This window comes from Vibrio jasicida CAIM 1864 = LMG 25398, from assembly GCF_000400365.1.
In the GTDB taxonomy this organism is placed as follows: Bacteria; Pseudomonadota; Gammaproteobacteria; order Enterobacterales; family Vibrionaceae; genus Vibrio; species Vibrio jasicida.
In genome coordinates, this window is sequence record NZ_BAOG01000024.1 from 25,407 (window position 1) to 44,119 (window position 18,713).

Genomic DNA, 18,713 nt, shown 5'->3' on the forward strand with positions numbered 1-18,713 from the left:
TTTTAGTTTGATTATCAAATTATTTGACTTTAATTTAGTTTGACAATCAAACAATGTCAATGCGGAAAATAAATGATGTTAAAAGCACATTGCCCGATGAGCCGCATGAATTGCAGAGAAAGGCATTTTTGAAAAGTCAGGATAGATCGTCAGAAAAAGAGAAAAAGGAAGAAGAGAGGAAAAACAAAGAAGAGCGTTGAACCTTATCAGGTTTAACGCCCAAGTTATGTGATTCTATCGCATTTCGCAGGCGAGAAGCTTGTCTTCAAATTGCTCATCAATCCTATCGGCAATCAATTCGATTCGGCTTTCTGCACAGTCATCCAGTTCCACTTCCGTTAAACCATCAGGAGTAAGGTTGTAACCAAAAATGCCGCTATTGGTGATGAAGACCGCTTTCATACGTTCTACTTGTAGATCAACCAATAATACGATGAGCTGCTGGCGATCAAACACTTTCTCAGGAGAGAATCGCCAACCAACGCTTTGAAAGCCTTCACCTTCATTCATCGCTTTCAGCAAGCCACTCTCTGGCATGGGCATCTCAGAAACCAATGGCTTTTCATTCGCATGATGATGGTGATGATGAGGAGGATTCTCATGAATAGTGGTATTCCCTTCGAACTCGGCAAATGGAATCACACCATGCTGCGCAAAAATCACCTTCGTGTTCGGACGACTAACATTTTCAACATACGCCTTTAGTTTTTCCGAATCGCCCTCTTGATACAGATCGAGTTTGTTACCCACCACGGTATCGGCAATGGCAATTTGTTGGTTAAAGGTCTCATGGTCGGTGTAACGAGCATCAGAAAGCTTACGCGCATCCACCAACGTAATGTTCTTTTGCAATGATAATATGGTTCGGTAATGCTGCGTCGACAGTACTTGCAATACTTCTTTTGGATGACCAAGCCCAGTTGGCTCAATCAGCAGGCGGTCTGGCTTCGCTTCATTAAGCAGTTGGTTTAGCGCGATTTGCATTGGCAAACCGGCAGCGCAGCACATGCAACCACCTGGGACTTCACGGATGAAAACTTGTTGCTGCCCACTGTGCTGGCCTTGAACCAAGCTGCCATCCACACCAATTTCACCAAACTCATTGACCAATACCGCCCAGCGTTCATTCGCTGGCTTATTCGCCATTAAATTCAGAATCGCCGAAGTTTTTCCCACTCCGAGAAAACCAGTAATAATGTTGGTTGGTACCCCTAAAATAGGTTGATTATCAGAGCTCATTGGCGATTCTCCTATAACCTTGAACCAACTCATGGTTGGCAGATACAACAGACTCCGAAAACGCCGAATATTCTGGTGGCACTTTCGAGATGCTATTCAAGTCAAAATCAGCGCCGATATTGGTCATCGGTGGTACATGGAAATGCTCTGGCAAGTCTAGACCATCCACCACACAGTTATGACGAATCACGCAACCTGCGCCAATCACGGCGTTAAAGACGACCGAGTTGAAGCCGATAAAAACATCGTCACTCACTTCACAAGGCCCATGAATAATGGAACGGTGCGCAATAGAAGAACGCTCGCCAATGGTCACGGCAGCGCCCGCTTTCGAGTGAATAACCACACCGTCTTGAATATTGGTATCACGCTTAATCACGATGGCTTCCATACCGCCTTGTTCATTGACTTCATCAGCCCGAATCACCGCATAAGGACCAATAAAAACGTTATCTTCAATGATCACTTTGCCACAGATAATAGCAGTCGGATCGATGAATGCATTTTCCGACACTTCCGGCATGTGACCTGTTGGATTTCTTCTTAACATATTGATTTCTCTTTATTCGGCGTCTTATTAAACACTCAAACTACAACGTCTAACTTCAAGCATTACAGCTTCTACAAATCAGGTTTAAAAAACAGGGAGTACAAATAAGCTTTCAAAAATGAAGGTCAAAAGTCAGCCCAGAGATAAACCTAGCACCGACGTTCAAATGACAGTCGCATGCCATATTCCTTTGGTTCAATCACTCGTTGGTTGGCATAAACCACACCGCCGTTTACCCACGTTGTTTTGATTTGTGATGAGAACGTATGCCCAGCAAACGGCGACCAACCGCAGTGGTACAAGCTGTTGTCGTTCGTCACCGGCGTTGGTACTGCTGCATCAACAAGAACCAAATCAGCAAAGTAGCCTTCGCGAATAAAACCGCGCTCTTGAACACCATAACGAATCGCAGGGTTGTGAGCGGTTTTCTCTACGACTTGCTCCATCGTCATGTGGCCACGACTCACTTGATCAAACAGCGTCAGTAGTGCGTGCTGTACCAAAGGTAAGCCAGCAGGTGCTTGGTCGTAAGGGACTTGCTTTTCTTCCCAAGTGTGTGGTGCATGGTCCGTCGCGATAATATCAATCTGGCCTGTGCTTAATGCCTTTAGAAGCGCTTCACGATCGCTTGGGTATTTCACTGCTGGGTTACATTTAATTTGGTTCCCACGCTCCGCATAATCCTCATTGCTAAACCAGAGATGGTGAACACAAGCTTCTGCTGTGATGTTCTTATTTTGAATGGAGCCAGCCTCAAACAAGGCAAGTTCTTTTGCGGTGGTAATGTGTAAAACATGCAGTTGGCTATGGTGTTTTCTCGCTAACTCAACCGCGTAAGAAGAGGAGGCATAGCAAGCTTCGTCATCACGTAACACTGGGTGATCTTCTATTGTGAGTTCCGACTTTTTTTGCAGCAACCTTTGCTTGTTTTGAGCAATGTTAGGGCCGCTTTCACAATGGGTGACAATTAACACAGGCGAATCACGGAAAATCGCGTCCAAAGCTTGCGGCGCTTCAACTAATAAATCCCCTGTTGAAGCACCCATAAAGACTTTTACACCACAATGCTTACTTGGGTCGAGCAACTTAATTTGGTCCAGATTGTCTTCTGTCGCACCGAGGTAAAACGAGTAATTTGCAAGTGAGTTGTTCTCGGCAATTGCAAACTTCCGCTCTAATGCATCAATTGTGGTTGTCGCTGGGTTTACGTTCGGCATTTCCATGTAACTGGTAATACCACCCGCGACCGCTGCACGAGATTCTGTCGCTATCGAGCCTTTATGGGTTAAGCCTGGCTCACGAAAATGCACTTGGTCATCAATCATTCCTGGGATCAAATAACAGCCTCTCGCATCAATAACTGCATCACCTGGACGAACCATAATATCCTTTCCTATGGTTTCAATTTGCTGATCGACAATCCGCAAATCTGTTTCTGTAATCGTTCCTTCATTTACCACACGGGCATTCTTAATCAGCGTTGCAGGCATGACGTTTCGCCGGTTCCTTTTTGTTAGGGATGAAAAAATGAATGACGCACAAAGTGAGTTTTGTGCGCTCATGGTAGGTAGAGTGAGCTCACACCTCTATTTGACACAATCGTCGCAGACACAACTGATTTCCAATTGAGGGCTGATAACCGTAAAACCTTCTTGTCGCGCATTCGATTGAAGGCCAGTAATCATGGCAGGATCGATGGTTTGCTCGCTGATTTTGTCGCATTTAGAGCAAATCAGAAATTGAGGGATACCATGTTCGTGGTCGCACAGGATATGAGAACAGACAATGTACTTATTAGAGACCTTTAGCTTGTGCGCCAAATGTTCACTTTCAAGGAAATCCAAAATACGATAAACCGACATGGCCTGAATATTTTGATCAAAATGCGTTTTGCAATAGTCCATCAACTCATACGCTGACAACGCTTTGTTAGAATGAACCAGTGCTTTTAAGACGAGCTTCCTTTTTGATGTCAGTTGCTTGCCTCGAGCTTTACAGATTTTCTCTACATGCTTAATAACCGCGTCGATATCGCCCATTACCCACCTCACAAAACATTTATGCCACCCAATATATTTTATAATAATTGTTATGTTATAACATAAATTAAAAGTTCATCAAGCTAACACAGAAGTATCCAAGATAAGGCAGAGGTCCACGAACCAACAACGCTTGGCCTAAGGGCGATTTGGGTATATGAATTAGATCCGTTACTCTAGAAGCCTGATATCCCAAATCATAACAATCAAAACGGATGGCAAGGATGGAACAAGTTGGCTCTCGCGCTCTCATCGTAGAAGGCGGCGCAATGCGCGGCGTATTTTCCTGCGGCATACTCGATCACTTCATGGCTAATAACTTCTCACCCTTTGATAGCTTTTGGGGGGTATCTGCGGGAGCAAGCAATCTAGCGGCTTACCTTGCAAATATGCCGGGGCGAAACCTTAAAATTTATCTCGATTACAGCCTACGTAATGAATTTATCTCTCCAACGCAGCTTGTGCGTGGCGGAGACATGATGGATTTAGATTGGATGTGGGACATCACGCTCAGAGAACTCGATATAGATAGAGCGGTACTGTCTGCTGATGCTCGCCCTTTCTTTTTAGGTGTCACTCGCCAAGACAACGGACAAGCAGAGTACTTAACCCCAACAATTGATATGCTCGCGGAAACAATGAAGGCAAGCAGCGCATTACCTATTTTGTATCGCAACGGTGTCGCGTTGAAAGGGATAAAATATGTCGATGGTGGGGTCGCCGACGCTATTCCTGTCGCAGAAGCCATCAAGCGCGGGGCGACCAAAATCATGGTCTTACGGAGCAGACCTGTAAGTTATCGAAAATCCAAACCAAAGTTTGAAAAACTCACCGCGCGTCTATTGAAAGATCACCCTGCGTTGGTCGAGCCAATGCTCACTCGCCACGTTCGTTATAACCAGTCTTTGGAATTAATAGAGAATCCACCAGCAGGTGTTGAGATCATCCAGATTTGCCCTCCGGAAGGTTTTAAACTTAAGCGCTTAAGTCGCTCTCCAGAGCCACTACGTAAAGCTTATGAGCTTGGCATTGAATTTGGTCAACACGCCATTGAACGCTGGAACAAAATTAGGAACTAGGTAGCACGAATCAAGAACTAAACAGATAAAAAAAGCCACACCGACTAGGCGTGGCTGTTGCAAATTCGATGGCAGTGGATATCGTCTTTGCTTGCAGTTGAACTCAATAAGGGAGTTCCAAATCATTGTGCGCTTTTTCCATCTTGCTGAGCGGCCAAACAGCATGTTTTCCTTACGGTTTAATAAGTCTCGAATAAACCTGCGTTGTAATCTTGAATCGCTTGTTCGATTTCTTCGATGCTGTTCATTACAAAAGGACCATAGTGTACAACTGGTTCATCAATCGGCTCACCGATGAAGATAAGCGCACCGCTAGCCTCATTCGCGTTTAACTCAGCCGTATCACCTTGAGACAACAAGGCCATTTCCCCCTGCTTAACAACACGGTCACTAAGACTTACGTTGCCTTTGTAGGCATACACCATCATGTTGTGATGCGAGGGCGTTATAAGATTTAAACAGTCCCCGGCGGCAGAACGCCAATCAGCAACCGTAACGGGCACACCGGTTTTATCCAGTGGACCTCGAATCACTTCACCATTTATATTCAGATCGCCGGACAACACTCTCACCAAACCTTGTGTTTCTTGGTGATACTCAGTGATCGTTTCAGGTTGAAAATCATGGTATTGCGCTGGCGTCATTTTGTTGCGCGCTGGCTGGTTAATCCAAATCTGAAATCCATGCAAAGCGCCATCTTGCATGATTGGCATTTCACTATGAATAACGCCACGCCCTGCGGCCATCCATTGGGCTCCACCGGATCGAAGTTCACCAACATTGTTCATATGGTCGCGATGCTGGAAATGGCCCTTCATCATGTACGTTAGCGTTTCTATGCCGCGGTGAGGATGTGGTGGAAAGCCACCAACATAATCCGCTTGCTGATCAGACTTCAGTTCATCCACCATCAAAAAAGGAGAAAAGCTGGCATTGTTGAATCCGGCAACTCGACGAATCTTTACACCATCACCATCCGCGGTTGCGTGTGAACGGATAACCTGACGAATCTCTCTCAATGTACTCATAATCTTGCCTCCCTTATTGGTATGGTTCCATTGTAGAAAGGGCGGGAGAAAATCATGAGTGGATGAAGTTGTTCTACTCCATCGATTTTTTCGAACAAAAATAAATTCAAAATAATGGTAGCTATTTTTCAAACACGCTGTATAGTGACGGCTGGCTCTTAGAAGAGAGCTGTTAATGCTACATTTAGTTTAAGTTCCCTCTCAGTAAATTCTTGAATCCCTCAATTCAGACACCTGCGTAAAACTTCCTCTTGATTGCACATTCAATAGCTTAAAAAAGATCCACTAAAACTCGTATATTATTGTTTAAATTCAGAGGTTTTTATGTCTAAAGTAACTGGTTCAGTAAAATGGTTTAACGAAACTAAAGGTTTTGGTTTCCTATCTCAAGACAACGGCGGCCAAGATGTATTCGTACACTTCAACGCTATCGTTGCTGACGGTTTCAAAACTTTGACTGAAGGTCAGAAAGTAAGCTTCAATGTAGAAGATGGTAAAAAAGGTCCTCAAGCGACTGAAGTTACTCCTCTATAAGATAGCTTTTCTTGGTGCAGCATCTCCTTGCTGCACCAAACTCTCCTCCCCCTTCAAAAATTCCTCACACTTAACACTCAGCAATATTCAATAAAATTTGCTCGGTTTTCTGCTGCCTAAAATAAATGGGTTGCGGACATGATATCCATCACTAGCACACTGTATCTATCGTTAGAACACTATTGTAATCGTTGGTATATCACTTACTTAAAATTAGGAAAAATTATGTCTAGAAGAACTGGTCGTCAACGACACTGGTATCAATTATCAAATAAAGAAAAAATCACAAAGAAACAGGAGAATAGATGTTAGAAATTGAATTCCGTTTAAAACAACCCGACATTTCTTGGAACGCCAAAATACATCAACTTAACGGTGACGTTTTAAGGCGCCATATACTGCCAAAGCTTCAATCAACTTGTTATCTCATTGATTTTAAATACTGTGAGAAGAGCTACTCAGGTGAAATACTGTGTGACTCAGGTTCAAAGTTAGGAAGTTTTAGTATCAAATAAGTCTATTTTGATGCATTAATTAGTAATGCGAATAACTAGGAAGGTATTCAAATGGCCAGAAAAAGTAAAAAACAAATAGAACAAGAAAAGAAAGAGTCTGAACAAAACGCCGCTGCAGTAAAACAACAAACACGCCGACGTATTGAGGACATTATGGAGCAAAGAGAATTTGATAAATTGTTTGATCTTTAATGTTTAAACGAATAAATGAAATCCCTCCATACTCTTTTCATTACTCTTACCTATTAAAAATATCGATGTGCAAGGTATCGCCACCCCTTCTCAGTTCACAATGAGCAACGCACAGAAACCCGATATTAAACACCAAATTTCTCGCAAGGTGTCATTCAGAATTAGCCTCTGAATACTCGATTCACAGCTCGGTGTGTGCTGGAACCGAAACACCCCGCGATGAAATAACCTCTACAACACCCGAAAAACTAACCTTCTTCTCCATTTTACTATCACCCATCTGCTTTCTAACAACGCTAGTCAACCCCGATTTTTTGCGTATAATCGCAACCGTTTGCTTCGTATAACCCCAATGATATGGTTTGGGGGTCTCTACCAGCTCCCTTAAAGTGCTGATTACGAAGAGTTGAGATCACTGTGGATCTTACTCTTTGTAATAGCGTTCGATTTTTTCCAATCTATACCTATTCTTAGAGTAACTGCATCCACAACAACCATAAGAAAAAGTGGGAGTTTATTATGAACGCATTTATTCAAGGTCTTCCAAAGGTAGAGTTACATTTACATATAGAAGGTTCGCTAGAGCCAGAATTGTTGTTTGAGCTAGCAAAGCGCAACCAAATCGACATCCCATTCGAATCACCTCAAGTACTGCGTAAAGCCTACGAGTTCGAAGATTTACAATCTTTTCTCGATATCTATTACCAAGGGGCAAATGCGCTGCGTACAGAGCAAGACTTTTACGATTTGACTTGGGCATATCTAGAACGCTGCAAAGCCGACAACGTTATCCATACTGAGATCTTTTTCGACCCGCAAACGCACACCGACCGCGGTATTGCATTTGATGTTGTCATTCATGGTATTTCTCACGCCATGCAAGACGGACAAGAAAAGCTCGGTATCACCTCACAAATCATTGCTTGCTTCTTACGTCACTTATCTGAAGAAAGCGCGATCGAAACGCTGCAATCGATCTTAGAACATAAAGATAAAATCATTGGTGTTGGCTTGGATTCTTCCGAACTTGGTCATCCGCCAGAGAAGTTTAAGCGTGCATTTCAACAGGCAAAAGAAGCGGGCTTGCTGACGGTTGCTCATGCTGGCGAAGAAGGTCCAGCGCAGAATATTGTTGACGCACTAGAGATGCTAAGTGTTAGTCGAGTAGACCATGGCGTGCGTTGTGTCGAAGACGCCGCTTTAGTCGAGGCGTTAATCGAGACCAAGATGCCCCTGACGGTATGCCCGCTATCGAACATCAAGCTCTGCGTGTTTGATGAAATGGAACAGCACAACATTGTCGACTTGTTGCGTAAAGGTGTCGCGGTAACCATTAACTCGGATGATCCGGCTTACTTTGGCGGTTACATGACGGATAACTTTTTGGCAGTCAGCAATGCACACCCGATGACAAAGCCAGAGCTAGCTCAGTTCACCATCAATGCGATTAATGCGAGCTTCATCAGCGAAGCGCTGAAAGCCAAATACCGTGCTCAAGTCGCTGATTATTTAGCGAATCACTGATTATAAATACAAACCAATCAGGGCTAGCTATCTAGCCCTTATTTTGTTGTTTGAAATACACCTTTACTACGTACCTCACGATGTATCTCGTTCGGTTTGAATACAGTTTCTCCCCGCATTTTTTGCAACATAGAGCGCCTTGTCTGCTCTGGCGACCAGTTCATCAAAACTGTCTTCTAACCCTAATGTGGCAATGCCCGCACTAAACGTCACTTTCGAAACAGGGCTGAAATCTTCATCCTTAAGCGCCTCTAAACGGTTTTGTGCCCATTGCAGTGCCTTTTCTAAAGATACCTCGGAAGCGACGATGACAAACTCCTCCCCGCCCCATCGTGCCAACATACCTTCCTCTAAAGGGGTTTGGGCAAGAAAATCAGCAATATGCTTTAGTACGTCATCCCCAACATCATGCCCAAATGTGTCGTTAACCTCTTTAAAGTGGTCAAGGTCGAGCAAAATCAATGAGACAGGCCAACTGTGCGCTCGTGCCTTTTGAAGCTGCTCGTTGACTTTGGTGATCAGTGCGCGACGGTTAAATAAGTTGGTGAGCGGATCATGCATGGCCAACCAAGTGAGCTTGTGGTTGTTTGCATTGAGCAAATTGACCGAGTACGCCAACTCTTGGTTCGCAGTATTGAGCTCTTGTGTTCTGAGTGCGACCACTTCCTCTAGCTTTCTATTGTGCTGATGGATTTCATCAAAAGTGTTTTTAAACGCATTGGAAAGCTGACCTATTTCATCTTTCGAATCGTAGCCAGAAAACGCGGTGTAATGATTGTTCACTGCGTTTTCGACATCGTACGTCAGATCCAAAATCGGCCTTGTGATGGAATTGGTGAGATAGAACACGATAGGCATGAAAACAACAATCACCACCGATGAAGTAATCGCAACATCTTCCAGTAGCTCATTGATATCGAGGAAAATATCAGACTCTTCCGTGGTCACAAAGAGCGTCCAATTGGGCAAAGTATCGATTTTAGCGAAAGTCACGATCTTGGCTTCATTGACCTTTCTGTCGTAGTAGTGGCCGTGTCCAACATTCTCCCAATTGGTTTGCACCGCAATGTCAGCAAAGCCTTCAAAACCAACTCGTTCACCTTCAAAAATATTGGCGTGCAAAATCAGAGAGCTGTCGGGATGAGAAACCACTGTCCCGGTGCTATCAGAGATCCAAGCATAGCTGCTGTTGCCTAACTTCACTTTCGACAAACGCTGCGCAAGGTAGTTTACGGAAATAGACACACCAACAATCCCTTTCCAGTTATCCGCTTCGTCATACACGGGTACACCAAGGGCAACAACGGGCGTTTTGACCAGTAAGCCAACGTGCGGCGCTGTGATGTGATAATCTCCGTGCTTCCATCGAGCATCTCCAACAAATTCCGGCCACTCGATTTTTATGGCTCTACCCTTGTAATCAATCAGATTCCAATACTCATCGACGAAAAGCGTATTGATCACTGACTTCTTAGACATACTTTTGAGCCACTTGAGCTCTTCGACAATAAAGTCGATATCCCCTTCTTGAACACGTTGGTGACCACTAATGGTTTGCAATGACGCCACATGTCGTTGCAATTCTTGGCTGATGACGTCCGAATGGAGGTTAGAAAGTTGAATGGAGTTTTCTAAGGCGACACTAAAGATCCGTTGCCGCTCTTTAAAGTACAACACAGCGAAAAGAATCAGGACGAAACAAATCGTCATTACGGAATACGTCACGACAAACTTGGTTCTTACACTTCGGAAAGCAAACCCTGCGATATACACAAATGTCCTTATTAAGTGTGAGGATATGCATATAGTCTAGTTTGTTAGTAAAGAGTCTGCTATGTGGTTTAGTATGAAAAACGGTCGAAATTTAATAGTTTATTGAAAACTTCTTCGCTGCCAATGCACATTGTTCTCTCAACCATTTATGACTTGGATCGTTGGTACGAGATGAATGCCAATACATGGCAACATCGATAGGCTCTTTTAGAAAGTCGATCTCTAACGCTTTCAATTGATACAACTCTTTGTACTGTTCTAACAATATTTGAGGCATAAGGGCGATATAATCGCAACGTTGTATCACCGGCAATATTTCTATAATACTGCTGCTCTGCCAAGCAACGTCACGCTGAGCTAATATCTTTTCGTCTTTAATCCCACGTCCAGTCAAATACCCTCCTTGTTGATCAAGTTGAGATAAAGTGACGTGCTTTTCTGCTAAATATTCATCCACGCTAATGGTATTGCCTAGTAAGCGTGGATGGTCAGCCCGGCACGTTACCGTCAACTTATCAGACATCAACACTTGAGAACGTAAATGAGGATGCAAGTTAGTGTGTGCCTCAATCACAAGATCACATTGCTGAGTTCGCAAAAGGTTGGTTAAGTCCATGCTATAGAGTGGCTCAATCCGTGTCATCGCTTTTGGCGCAGTATGACTAATCATTGCAGACAACTCTGGTAACAAGGTAAAACCGAACACACTCAAAGACGAGATCACAAAACGCTTATCACATTGGGCAGGGTCAAATCGAGAATGTTCAGGCAACATATACGCAATACTTTCAACTGCACTGGCAAGCGTTGGGTAAATATCCAGAGCATACGCCGTCGGTGACACACCGTGGCTTTCACGTATAAAGAGTGCGTCGTTAAACATCTCACGAAGCCTGACTACCGCTTGGCTGACCGCTGATTGGCTAATGCCCAATCGTTGCGCCGCCTTGGTGTAACTTTTCTCTTCGACAATCGCCACGAAGGTCGGCATAAGGCTGTAATCTGAGTGCTTCATAATTTATGTATTCTTGCCAATTTACCTAGTGATATAGCCATAACTTATATCACATATAACTCAACTTATGGCGTTTTTTCATACAATTGCGCGCACGTGATGAAACAAACAAAACAACCATCACTCGCTCAACGTTCTACCCTCCAAACATCGACAAAAGGTATAACTATGAACGTCATAAAAGCCATAGGTCGCGTGATATTTGCGATTTTTATGGTGCTATTAAAGTTCTCGATCTTCATGGCTCTGATGCTTTGCGGTGCTTATTTGCTTGCACCTATAGGTACGATCAATTCAAAAGACATTGATATGAGTTTATTTACCAACACGCCCAACGACACCATGATGGTGATCTTTAACTCTGAATACTTCAGCGGGTACCTGTTCTCTGTCACCATAGCCCTTGTCCTTTTTGTTATCTATTTGCTATGGCAGATCCATGAAGTTGCAGTGCACCGAGCGGAAGAAAAGAAAAGTTCTCACATTCAATTGGTTTTTGCTTTGTCTTTATGTGGTTTATTCATCCATAAAGCATGGTGGGTATTGGCACTTATCATTGCGTTCGCTAACTGGGAACACATTGGTCAATCACTTAGCAACATTATTCGCAATAGCCGCCTGTCAACACAACCCCAAACGCCAGCAAAAGCAACGGAGGAATAACCGATGAAAGAGGTAATGATTCCGTACATTTTGATCATGTGGATTTTGGTCTCTACTGGCGCGATCAAATGGACACTTAAAAGCGCGTTTTGGATTATTTCTGGCGGCACGTTCATTCTTGTAGTGCTGGGGATTCTATCCCGTTTGTGGGCTCCGGTTGATCTCACTTACTCATCCACAGTCAAAGCACCACACTCCGTGTTGTCTCCCCTATTTCGTGAGCAAATCGACCACATCAATGTGCAGCACAACCAACGAGTCAAGAAAGGCGATGTGATTTACACCTTAGTGGATACCACTTCGCAAGCCGACGTCGAGAAGATTAAGGCTGGGATTGTGCAGCAAGAAGAGACCATCGCTCAGTTGAAGCGTGACATCGTGCGTGGTGAAACTTCACCAGAAATCTTCAAAGGCCGCGATCTGGAATACTACGAATCACAATTACGCGTCGCCAAAGCGTCATTAAAATCACTCCATGCTGACCTTGAGAAGACTGTCTTTGAGCAAGAGCGTAAAACGGTACGAGCGCCTTATGATGGCCAAGTAGCCGTCGTTAACGTCGCTGACGGCAGCCGTGTGGGTAACATGCACATATACGACACCTCACGTAAGTTTTTAGAAATGCGCATCCCTGACCAAACTTATCGTTACGTTGAAGCGGGGCAGTTTGCTGAGTTTTACGTCGACGCATACCCTGGTGAAGTGTTCCGTGCGCGCGTGCACAGTATCACGGCGGGTACCGGAGAATCTTCTGTCTCTCCTCTGCAAGGGCCGCAAAGCGTTCGTCAGCACGTGGGAGCAAACACCAGTAGCCATGGTCGAACTGTGATTTTGGAAATCTTCGAACCCGAAGGCAAATCCATCCCAATCGGTGCAACTGGCTCAGCGTGGATTGCCGCAAATAAACCACACAGCCTGTTTGGCTTCATTGATGTAATTGGCGCAGCAACGGTTCGCCTTCACTCTTATAAGTCTTACTTGAACGCGATGTAGAGAATAAACAAACCGCCCACAGAGGCGGTTTGTTTTTATGAAGTCAATGATGCCCCTACAATTCGTCTGTGGTTAGCAAACACTTTTGGCGCTAGACTGAGTGAGCTATATAAAGCTACCCAAATAAGGAAGAAAATGATGATTCAACAAGGCCAAGTACTACCTGCCGCAACGCTTAGCGAACTGACTGCGGATGGCATGGTAAATCACGAAGTAACCGAACTGTTTGCCAACAAGAAAGTCGTGTTGTTTGCGGTACCAGGTGCATTTACGCCAACATGCTCTGAAGCTCACTTACCTGGCTACGTTGTATTAGCAGACCAACTGAAAGCGAAAGGTGTTGATCTTATTGCTTGTGTATCGGTCAACGATGCCTTTGTCATGCAAGCTTGGGGCGAAGCGCAAAATGCTTCTGAGTTACTCATGTTGGGTGACGGTGATGCAAGCTTCACTAAAGCAATTGGTCTAGAAATGGACACGGACGGCTTTGGCGGTGTTCGTTCACAGCGTTACGCAATGATCATTGAAAATGGCGTAGTAACCACGCTGAATGTTGAAGAGCCAAAAACATTCGAAGCGAGCAAAGCAGAAACCATTCTAGCTGCACTTTAAGCTCAACGCTAAGATCACAAAACGGAAGCCTCTGCGCTTCCGTTTTTTCTATCTGAACTCACTGATTTTACTAGCTCAGCGCCACACATTTAATGAAGATGAAGTTCGGGAACGTCGCCAAACGTTGGTAATGCTCCTGAGAGATTTCACGAATCTTTTCATTCACCTTACCTTCTGAAATCGCCAGCATCGCCATGTTACTGCCCGTAATCGCATCGGTAATGTCTTGTAATGAACGGCGGTAGAATGCCACAGGAACCGGTTCTCCTACCGTATTCCACATATCTTCAACCAGCTCTTTATCGTAGTAATTACCAGAAGCCGAACATTCGAAATCCGCAAATGGATGATGGGTTGAGAAGACAAACTGACCACCGGCTTTTAATACTCGTTGAATATCGTTAAACAAGGGACGAAGATCTTCAATGTAATGAACCATCAGCGGGCAAATGACTAAATCGTACTGCCCGTCCGCCTCTTCAGGTAAACCGAGCGCCAAGTTTTGCGCGTAAGCGGTGACCGAGCTACCTAGCTTTTCTTTTACGATATCTATCATCTCTTGCGCAGCGTCGATGCAGGTTACTGAGCTTGCGCCCAGCTCAAGAAGAAGCTGCGCGTAAATACCAGAACCACAACCTAAATCCAGCACCTTTTTGCCTGCCACATCACCGACTAGTTCAAGGGAGTTTGGACGCTCAAAATGCGCGTTGTACAGATTATCTTGCGCGGCTAAATCGTATTGCTTTGCGTAGGTGGTGTACATTTCTTGCTTCATGGTGACTCCAACGAAAAAGTGGGATGCGAAGACTAGAAAATACTCGATATGAAGTAAAGTGAAAAGCACGTCAGATCAGTGATCTTGCGCGTACATTGAAGAAGTGGCGTTCTGAAAAATAGAAAGAGCCTTACCGATGTATCGAAAGACTCTGAATTGTGTGCAACCCCCTAATCGAATCAAAGCCTAGGTATTAACGCATTCGCACCACACTGGTCTCTTGCTTGCGCTGCATTTCACCAAACGTCAGCACAAACGGGGAAGATTGCTTAACGCGGCTTGGCAACGAAGACAGTGCGTTATAAGCGTCTTGCTTGGTTTTGAAATCCCCAACCGTCACGGTATACCATCGTGTACCACGGCTGTTTTTCCAGTTCACCCAAACCGGATGTTTCGGATCAATATAGCGAATGTACTCTTTGACATCCTTTTCTTTTTTGAGTGCCAGTACCTGCATCGTGTAGTGATTTGGGTTGAGGTATCCATAAGCATCTTGCGATGACATAACACCAACACATTGCCCAGAATCGACTGGTTGATGCTGCGGCAGCACACAGCCAGTAAGGGAAAAAGCCAAGGCCAAAGATAAAATCTTGCGCACACGTAACTCCGTTTTTTTGTTCTGAATGTTTCTCTTAATGAGTGCTCAAAACAAAAAAGGCGACCATTTCGGCCGCCTTAGTAAATCAATTTGCGTGTAATCGAGATTTAGAACCAGCTCGCGACCAAGCGCTTAAACCAATCCATTAGACGTTTGAAGATACTGCCTTCATCAACGGGCTCTAACGCCACTAGCTCAGCTTCTTTCACGACGTCACCGTCGACCTTATACAAAACCTTGCCAACCACTTGGTCTTTTTGAATCGGGGCAATTAAATCGCCGTTGTATTCAACTTCCGCTTGCAGCTTATTTACATCGCCTTTTGGTAGCGTTAGATAGATATCGCGATCGACGCCGACTTTCAATTCATCTTGATTGCCCATCCAAACGCGCGCTGTTGATACTTCTTTACCAGCTTCAGTTGGTACAACCGTATCAAAGAAACGGAAGCCATAACTCAGTAGTTGTTTGCTTTCTGACTCACGTACACTTGGGCTTTTTGCGCCCATTACAACCGCGACCAAACGCATGTCACCATTAGTTGCCGACGTCGCAAGGCTGTAACCTGCGCCACTGGTGTAACCGGTTTTCATGCCATCCACACTCATGCTGCGATCGCGTAGCAAGCCATTCCGGTTGTATTGGGTAATGCCGTTGTAAGTAAACGAAGTCTCGCTGTACAACGGGTAGATATCTGGTAAATCACGAATGATGGCACGGCCGAGAGTCGCAATATCACGAGGTGTCGAATACAAACCATCACTGTCCAATCCGTGTGGGTTGGTAAATGCAGAGTTTGATAAACCAAGCTGATTCGCCCAACTGTTCATCAATCCAACAAACCCAGCTTCACTGCCTGCAACGTGTTCTGCGATAGCCACACTGGCATCGTTACCCGATTGAACAATCAAACCACGATATAGATCAGACAAAGAAACAGAGGTACCCACTTCAATGAACATTTTTGAAGAGTCTGGGAAGTTTTTTGCCCATGCATTTCGGCTGATCACCACGTCGTCATCCAGACTAATGTTGCCTGATTTAACCTCCTGACCAGCAACATAGGCGGTCATCAGTTTGGTCAAACTTGCGGGGTTAAGACGCTTATCTGCGTCTCTTTCTACCAATACAGTTCCGGTGTGGTAATCCATTAAAACGTAACCGCGTGAGCTAAGCTCCGGAGCATTAGGAACAACGGTAGGTGCAGCAAAACTAAAAGTAGATACTGCAGTCAGAGCAGTCGCTAACGTAGCATTGATTAAAGTGTTTTTTCTCATAGCAGCTTTCTGTGGCTTACAAACTAAGTGGAGTATATTGAAACGCTGTTCAGTTACAGCAGCTCTGTTACGATTCGTTACGTTTACTCGATGTTTGTCGAAAAGAATGCGATGTCCGTAGAATATTGCACACAAAACCGGCATATGAATACGCTAGTCAAGCATATGAGACAACTAACATTTATCACCATTCAAAATACCAAAGCGCTAATAGCAAAGAGCTGAACTTTCCATCTTAGCCCCGTCCTTTTAGCCCTTACTCTCTGTGCTCAAGACCCAAAAAGATTACACATCAAAACATTACACCTCATAACTTTTCAACCCTAAATGCACGGTCAAAACTCGCATAAAAGGACAAAAAAAGCGTAGATTTGCATATTTTTACATAAAACATTATTATCTCGTCGCATTTTTTAATTTGAACTCAAAATAAATGGAGGGCGGTTTTGGTGTTTTTCTTGAAAAAGGACAGCACTTTTAAAAAGCGTACATGTTGTATTTATGGATAATGCACTAAAAAAATATAGTATCGACACCACCGACTATCAGGTTGGCCAAGACAACGTTCAAAAGTGGGGATTCGATATCCACAACCCAGTATTCGGAATTAGTGCTGGTCTTGTTCTTCTTTGTCTTGCTTCTCTTCTCATTGTTGACCCTGCGACTGCTCGTGATGCCCTAAACGGCCTAAAGAACGGCATCATTTCAGATTTCGACTCGTTCTTTATGTGGTCAGCAAACTTCTTCATCTTATTCGCTATCGCGATTCTTTTTTCTCCCCTCGGAAAAATTAGAATCGGCGGTAAAGACGCCATTGCAGAACACTCAACCATTTCTTGGTTATCTATGCTTTTTGCTGCCGGTATGGGTATTGGGCTGTTGTTCTGGAGTGTTTCAGAACCAACCGCTTACTTTACCAATTGGTTCGGTACTCCTCTCAACGTAGAGCCTTATACCGAAGAAGCAAAATCACTTGCGATGGCCGCAACCATGTTCCACTGGGGCATCCACGGTTGGGCGATCTACGCCATTGTTGCACTCTCACTGGCCTTCTTCGCTTTTAATAAAGGTTTACCACTTTCTTTGCGCTCAGCGTTTTATCCAATCTTTGGGGACCGCGCTTGGGGTTGGTTAGGTCACGTTATCGATATTCTAGCGGTACTCTCCACTCTATTTGGTCTAGCGACGTCTCTCGGTTTAGGTGCACAACAAGCAACCAGTGGCATTAACCATGTATTTGGTTTAGAAGGTGGCATTGGTACGCAAATGATTGTTATCGCATTCGTTACTTTTATCGCAGTACTTTCTGTGATCCGAGGTATCGATGGAGGTGTCAAACTACTGAGTAACATCAACATGGCGGTGGCTTTTGCACTGCTGGCGTTCGTGATGTTCATTAGCTTCGATATCGCGACAACATCCATTTGGGATACCACTGTCGCTTACGCACAGAATATCTTTGCACTCAGCAACCCTGTAGGTCGTGAAGACACTGAATGGATGCACGGTTGGACTGTTTTCTATTGGGCGTGGTGGGTATCTTGGTCACCATTCGTGGGCATGTTTATCGCACGTGTATCGAAAGGACGTACCGTTCGAGAGTTTATCTTCGCGGTTATCGTGATTCCAACCACAGTAACCTTAGTTTGGATGGCCGTATTCGGTGGTATCGCACTCGACCAAGTAGTCAATAAAGTCGGTGAATTAGGCGCAAATGGCTTAACCGATATCTCACTGACGTTGTTCCATGTGTACGACGCCATGCCATTTAGTTCAGTCATTTCAATCCTGTCTATCGTTCTGATTTTGGTGTTCTTTATTACGTCATCAGACTCTGGCTCGCTGGTTATCGATAGCATCACCGCTGGCGGCAAAATTGATGCACCAGTACCACAGCGTATTTTCTGGGCATGTATTGAAGGCTCTATCGCTGCCGTCATGCTTTGGATTGGTGGTAAAGAGGCACTGCAAGCACTGCAATCTGGCGTTGTCGCAACGGGTTTACCATTCACCTTAGTCTTATTGGTCATGTGTGTGAGCTTGATTAAAGGCTTAAGATCAGAATTACCGGCGTATCAAAACGCAGTGCAGAAACCTTCTGTTGCTTAGCAAAAGCTTTATATCATCAATATGAGAAACGAGCGTCCATTTGGCGCTCGTTTTTTATGCTCGTCACCGTATTGTATTGCGAATCAATAAGTTCCGTTCTTACACATAAAATGTATGGTCCGCCCCGTTATTGCAACTACAATTTAGTAATAACGGAGTTGGTTTGCGCTAATGTATTCGGAGTCCACGTTGGGA

At 44.4% G+C, this 18,713-nt stretch carries 19 protein-coding genes and 1 riboswitch; of the genes, 9 read left to right on the top strand and 10 right to left on the bottom strand.

The features are described from left to right. Positions 1-234: 234 nt before the first annotated feature. The 4 genes from VJL_RS06950 to VJL_RS06965 form a co-directional block, all read right to left on the bottom strand. Entirely contained in the window at positions 235-1,239 is a 1,005-nt protein-coding gene (locus VJL_RS06950) for a CobW family GTP-binding protein (protein ID WP_038876761.1), read from the bottom strand. Beyond that, positions 1,229-1,789 (bottom strand): LbetaH domain-containing protein, encoded by a 561-nt coding sequence (locus tag VJL_RS06955; RefSeq protein ID WP_038865159.1) that lies wholly within the window; start codon positions 1,787-1,789, stop codon positions 1,229-1,231. The genes VJL_RS06950 and VJL_RS06955 overlap by 11 nt, the downstream gene beginning before the upstream one ends. Positions 1,790-1,938: 149 nt before the next feature. Further along, on the bottom strand, positions 1,939-3,279 hold the full coding sequence (locus tag VJL_RS06960; RefSeq protein ID WP_038876764.1) for a dihydroorotase: 1,341 nt from the start codon (positions 3,277-3,279) through the stop codon (positions 1,939-1,941). Between the two features lie 96 nt (positions 3,280-3,375). Next, entirely contained in the window at positions 3,376-3,828 is a 453-nt protein-coding gene (locus VJL_RS06965) for a Fur family transcriptional regulator (protein WP_038865157.1), read from the bottom strand. A 224-nt stretch (positions 3,829-4,052) separates the two neighbouring features. Here VJL_RS06965 and VJL_RS06970 point away from each other — a divergent pair, with 224 nt between their 5' ends. Continuing rightward, on the top strand, positions 4,053-4,907 hold the full coding sequence (locus tag VJL_RS06970) for a patatin-like phospholipase family protein (protein WP_038876767.1): 855 nt from the start codon (positions 4,053-4,055) through the stop codon (positions 4,905-4,907). Between the two features lie 179 nt (positions 4,908-5,086). Here VJL_RS06970 and VJL_RS06975 read toward each other — a convergent pair whose 3' ends face one another. Next, positions 5,087-5,935: a pirin family protein gene (locus VJL_RS06975; protein WP_038876770.1), complete on the bottom strand. Its 849-nt coding sequence runs from the start codon at positions 5,933-5,935 to the stop codon at positions 5,087-5,089. A gap of 324 nt (positions 5,936-6,259) precedes the next feature. Here VJL_RS06975 and cspE point away from each other — a divergent pair, with 324 nt between their 5' ends. The 4 genes from cspE (at position 6,260) to VJL_RS06995 (ending at position 8,700) form a co-directional block, all read left to right on the top strand. Next, entirely contained in the window at positions 6,260-6,469 is a 210-nt protein-coding gene (gene cspE / locus VJL_RS06980) for a transcription antiterminator/RNA stability regulator CspE (RefSeq protein WP_038865154.1), read from the top strand. Between the two features lie 305 nt (positions 6,470-6,774). Continuing rightward, positions 6,775-6,984: a hypothetical protein gene (locus tag VJL_RS30330; protein ID WP_038876773.1), complete on the top strand. Its 210-nt coding sequence runs from the start codon at positions 6,775-6,777 to the stop codon at positions 6,982-6,984. A 51-nt stretch (positions 6,985-7,035) separates the two neighbouring features. After that, complete coding sequence (locus VJL_RS06990) at positions 7,036-7,176, top strand: PA3496 family putative envelope integrity protein (RefSeq protein WP_038865151.1); 141 nt, start codon at positions 7,036-7,038, stop codon at positions 7,174-7,176. Positions 7,177-7,495: 319 nt separating this feature from the next. Beyond that, positions 7,496-7,595, top strand: a riboswitch (purine riboswitch). Between the two features lie 100 nt (positions 7,596-7,695). Further along, the gene (locus VJL_RS06995; protein ID WP_038876775.1) at positions 7,696-8,700 is read left to right on the top strand and encodes an adenosine deaminase; all 1,005 of its coding nucleotides are present in this window, start codon (positions 7,696-7,698) and stop codon (positions 8,698-8,700) included. A gap of 75 nt (positions 8,701-8,775) precedes the next feature. Here the strand turns inward: VJL_RS06995 and VJL_RS07000 are convergent, their stop codons facing one another. Continuing rightward, on the bottom strand, positions 8,776-10,410 hold the full coding sequence (locus VJL_RS07000) for a sensor domain-containing diguanylate cyclase (protein WP_038876778.1): 1,635 nt from the start codon (positions 10,408-10,410) through the stop codon (positions 8,776-8,778). Between the two features lie 154 nt (positions 10,411-10,564). Continuing rightward, positions 10,565-11,488 (bottom strand): LysR family transcriptional regulator, encoded by a 924-nt coding sequence (locus VJL_RS07005; protein WP_038876780.1) that lies wholly within the window; start codon positions 11,486-11,488, stop codon positions 10,565-10,567. Between the two features lie 168 nt (positions 11,489-11,656). On the opposite strand from VJL_RS07005, the gene VJL_RS07010 reads away from it, so the two are divergent. From VJL_RS07010 to VJL_RS07020, 3 genes are all read left to right on the top strand, one after another. Then, complete coding sequence (locus VJL_RS07010) at positions 11,657-12,151, top strand: hypothetical protein (protein WP_038876783.1); 495 nt, start codon at positions 11,657-11,659, stop codon at positions 12,149-12,151. Positions 12,152-12,154: 3 nt separating this feature from the next. After that, positions 12,155-13,144 carry an efflux RND transporter periplasmic adaptor subunit gene (locus VJL_RS07015; protein WP_038876785.1) on the top strand — a complete coding sequence of 330 codons (990 nt, stop codon included), beginning with the start codon at positions 12,155-12,157 and terminating at the stop codon, positions 13,142-13,144. Positions 13,145-13,282: 138 nt separating this feature from the next. Then, on the top strand, positions 13,283-13,756 hold the full coding sequence (locus tag VJL_RS07020; RefSeq protein WP_038876787.1) for a peroxiredoxin: 474 nt from the start codon (positions 13,283-13,285) through the stop codon (positions 13,754-13,756). A 70-nt stretch (positions 13,757-13,826) separates the two neighbouring features. Here the strand turns inward: VJL_RS07020 and VJL_RS07025 are convergent, their stop codons facing one another. The 3 genes from VJL_RS07025 to VJL_RS07035 form a co-directional block, all read right to left on the bottom strand. Continuing rightward, on the bottom strand, positions 13,827-14,531 hold the full coding sequence (locus tag VJL_RS07025) for a class I SAM-dependent methyltransferase (protein WP_038876789.1): 705 nt from the start codon (positions 14,529-14,531) through the stop codon (positions 13,827-13,829). Between the two features lie 193 nt (positions 14,532-14,724). After that, entirely contained in the window at positions 14,725-15,132 is a 408-nt protein-coding gene (locus VJL_RS07030; protein WP_038865140.1) for an SPOR domain-containing protein, read from the bottom strand. 107 nt (positions 15,133-15,239) lie between these two features. Continuing rightward, complete coding sequence (locus VJL_RS07035) at positions 15,240-16,409, bottom strand: D-alanyl-D-alanine carboxypeptidase family protein (RefSeq protein ID WP_042602584.1); 1,170 nt, start codon at positions 16,407-16,409, stop codon at positions 15,240-15,242. A 501-nt stretch (positions 16,410-16,910) separates the two neighbouring features. On the opposite strand from VJL_RS07035, the gene VJL_RS07040 reads away from it, so the two are divergent. Next, positions 16,911-18,518 carry a BCCT family transporter gene (locus VJL_RS07040; RefSeq protein WP_038876790.1) on the top strand — a complete coding sequence of 536 codons (1,608 nt, stop codon included), beginning with the start codon at positions 16,911-16,913 and terminating at the stop codon, positions 18,516-18,518. The last annotated feature ends 195 nt before the right edge of the window (positions 18,519-18,713 follow it).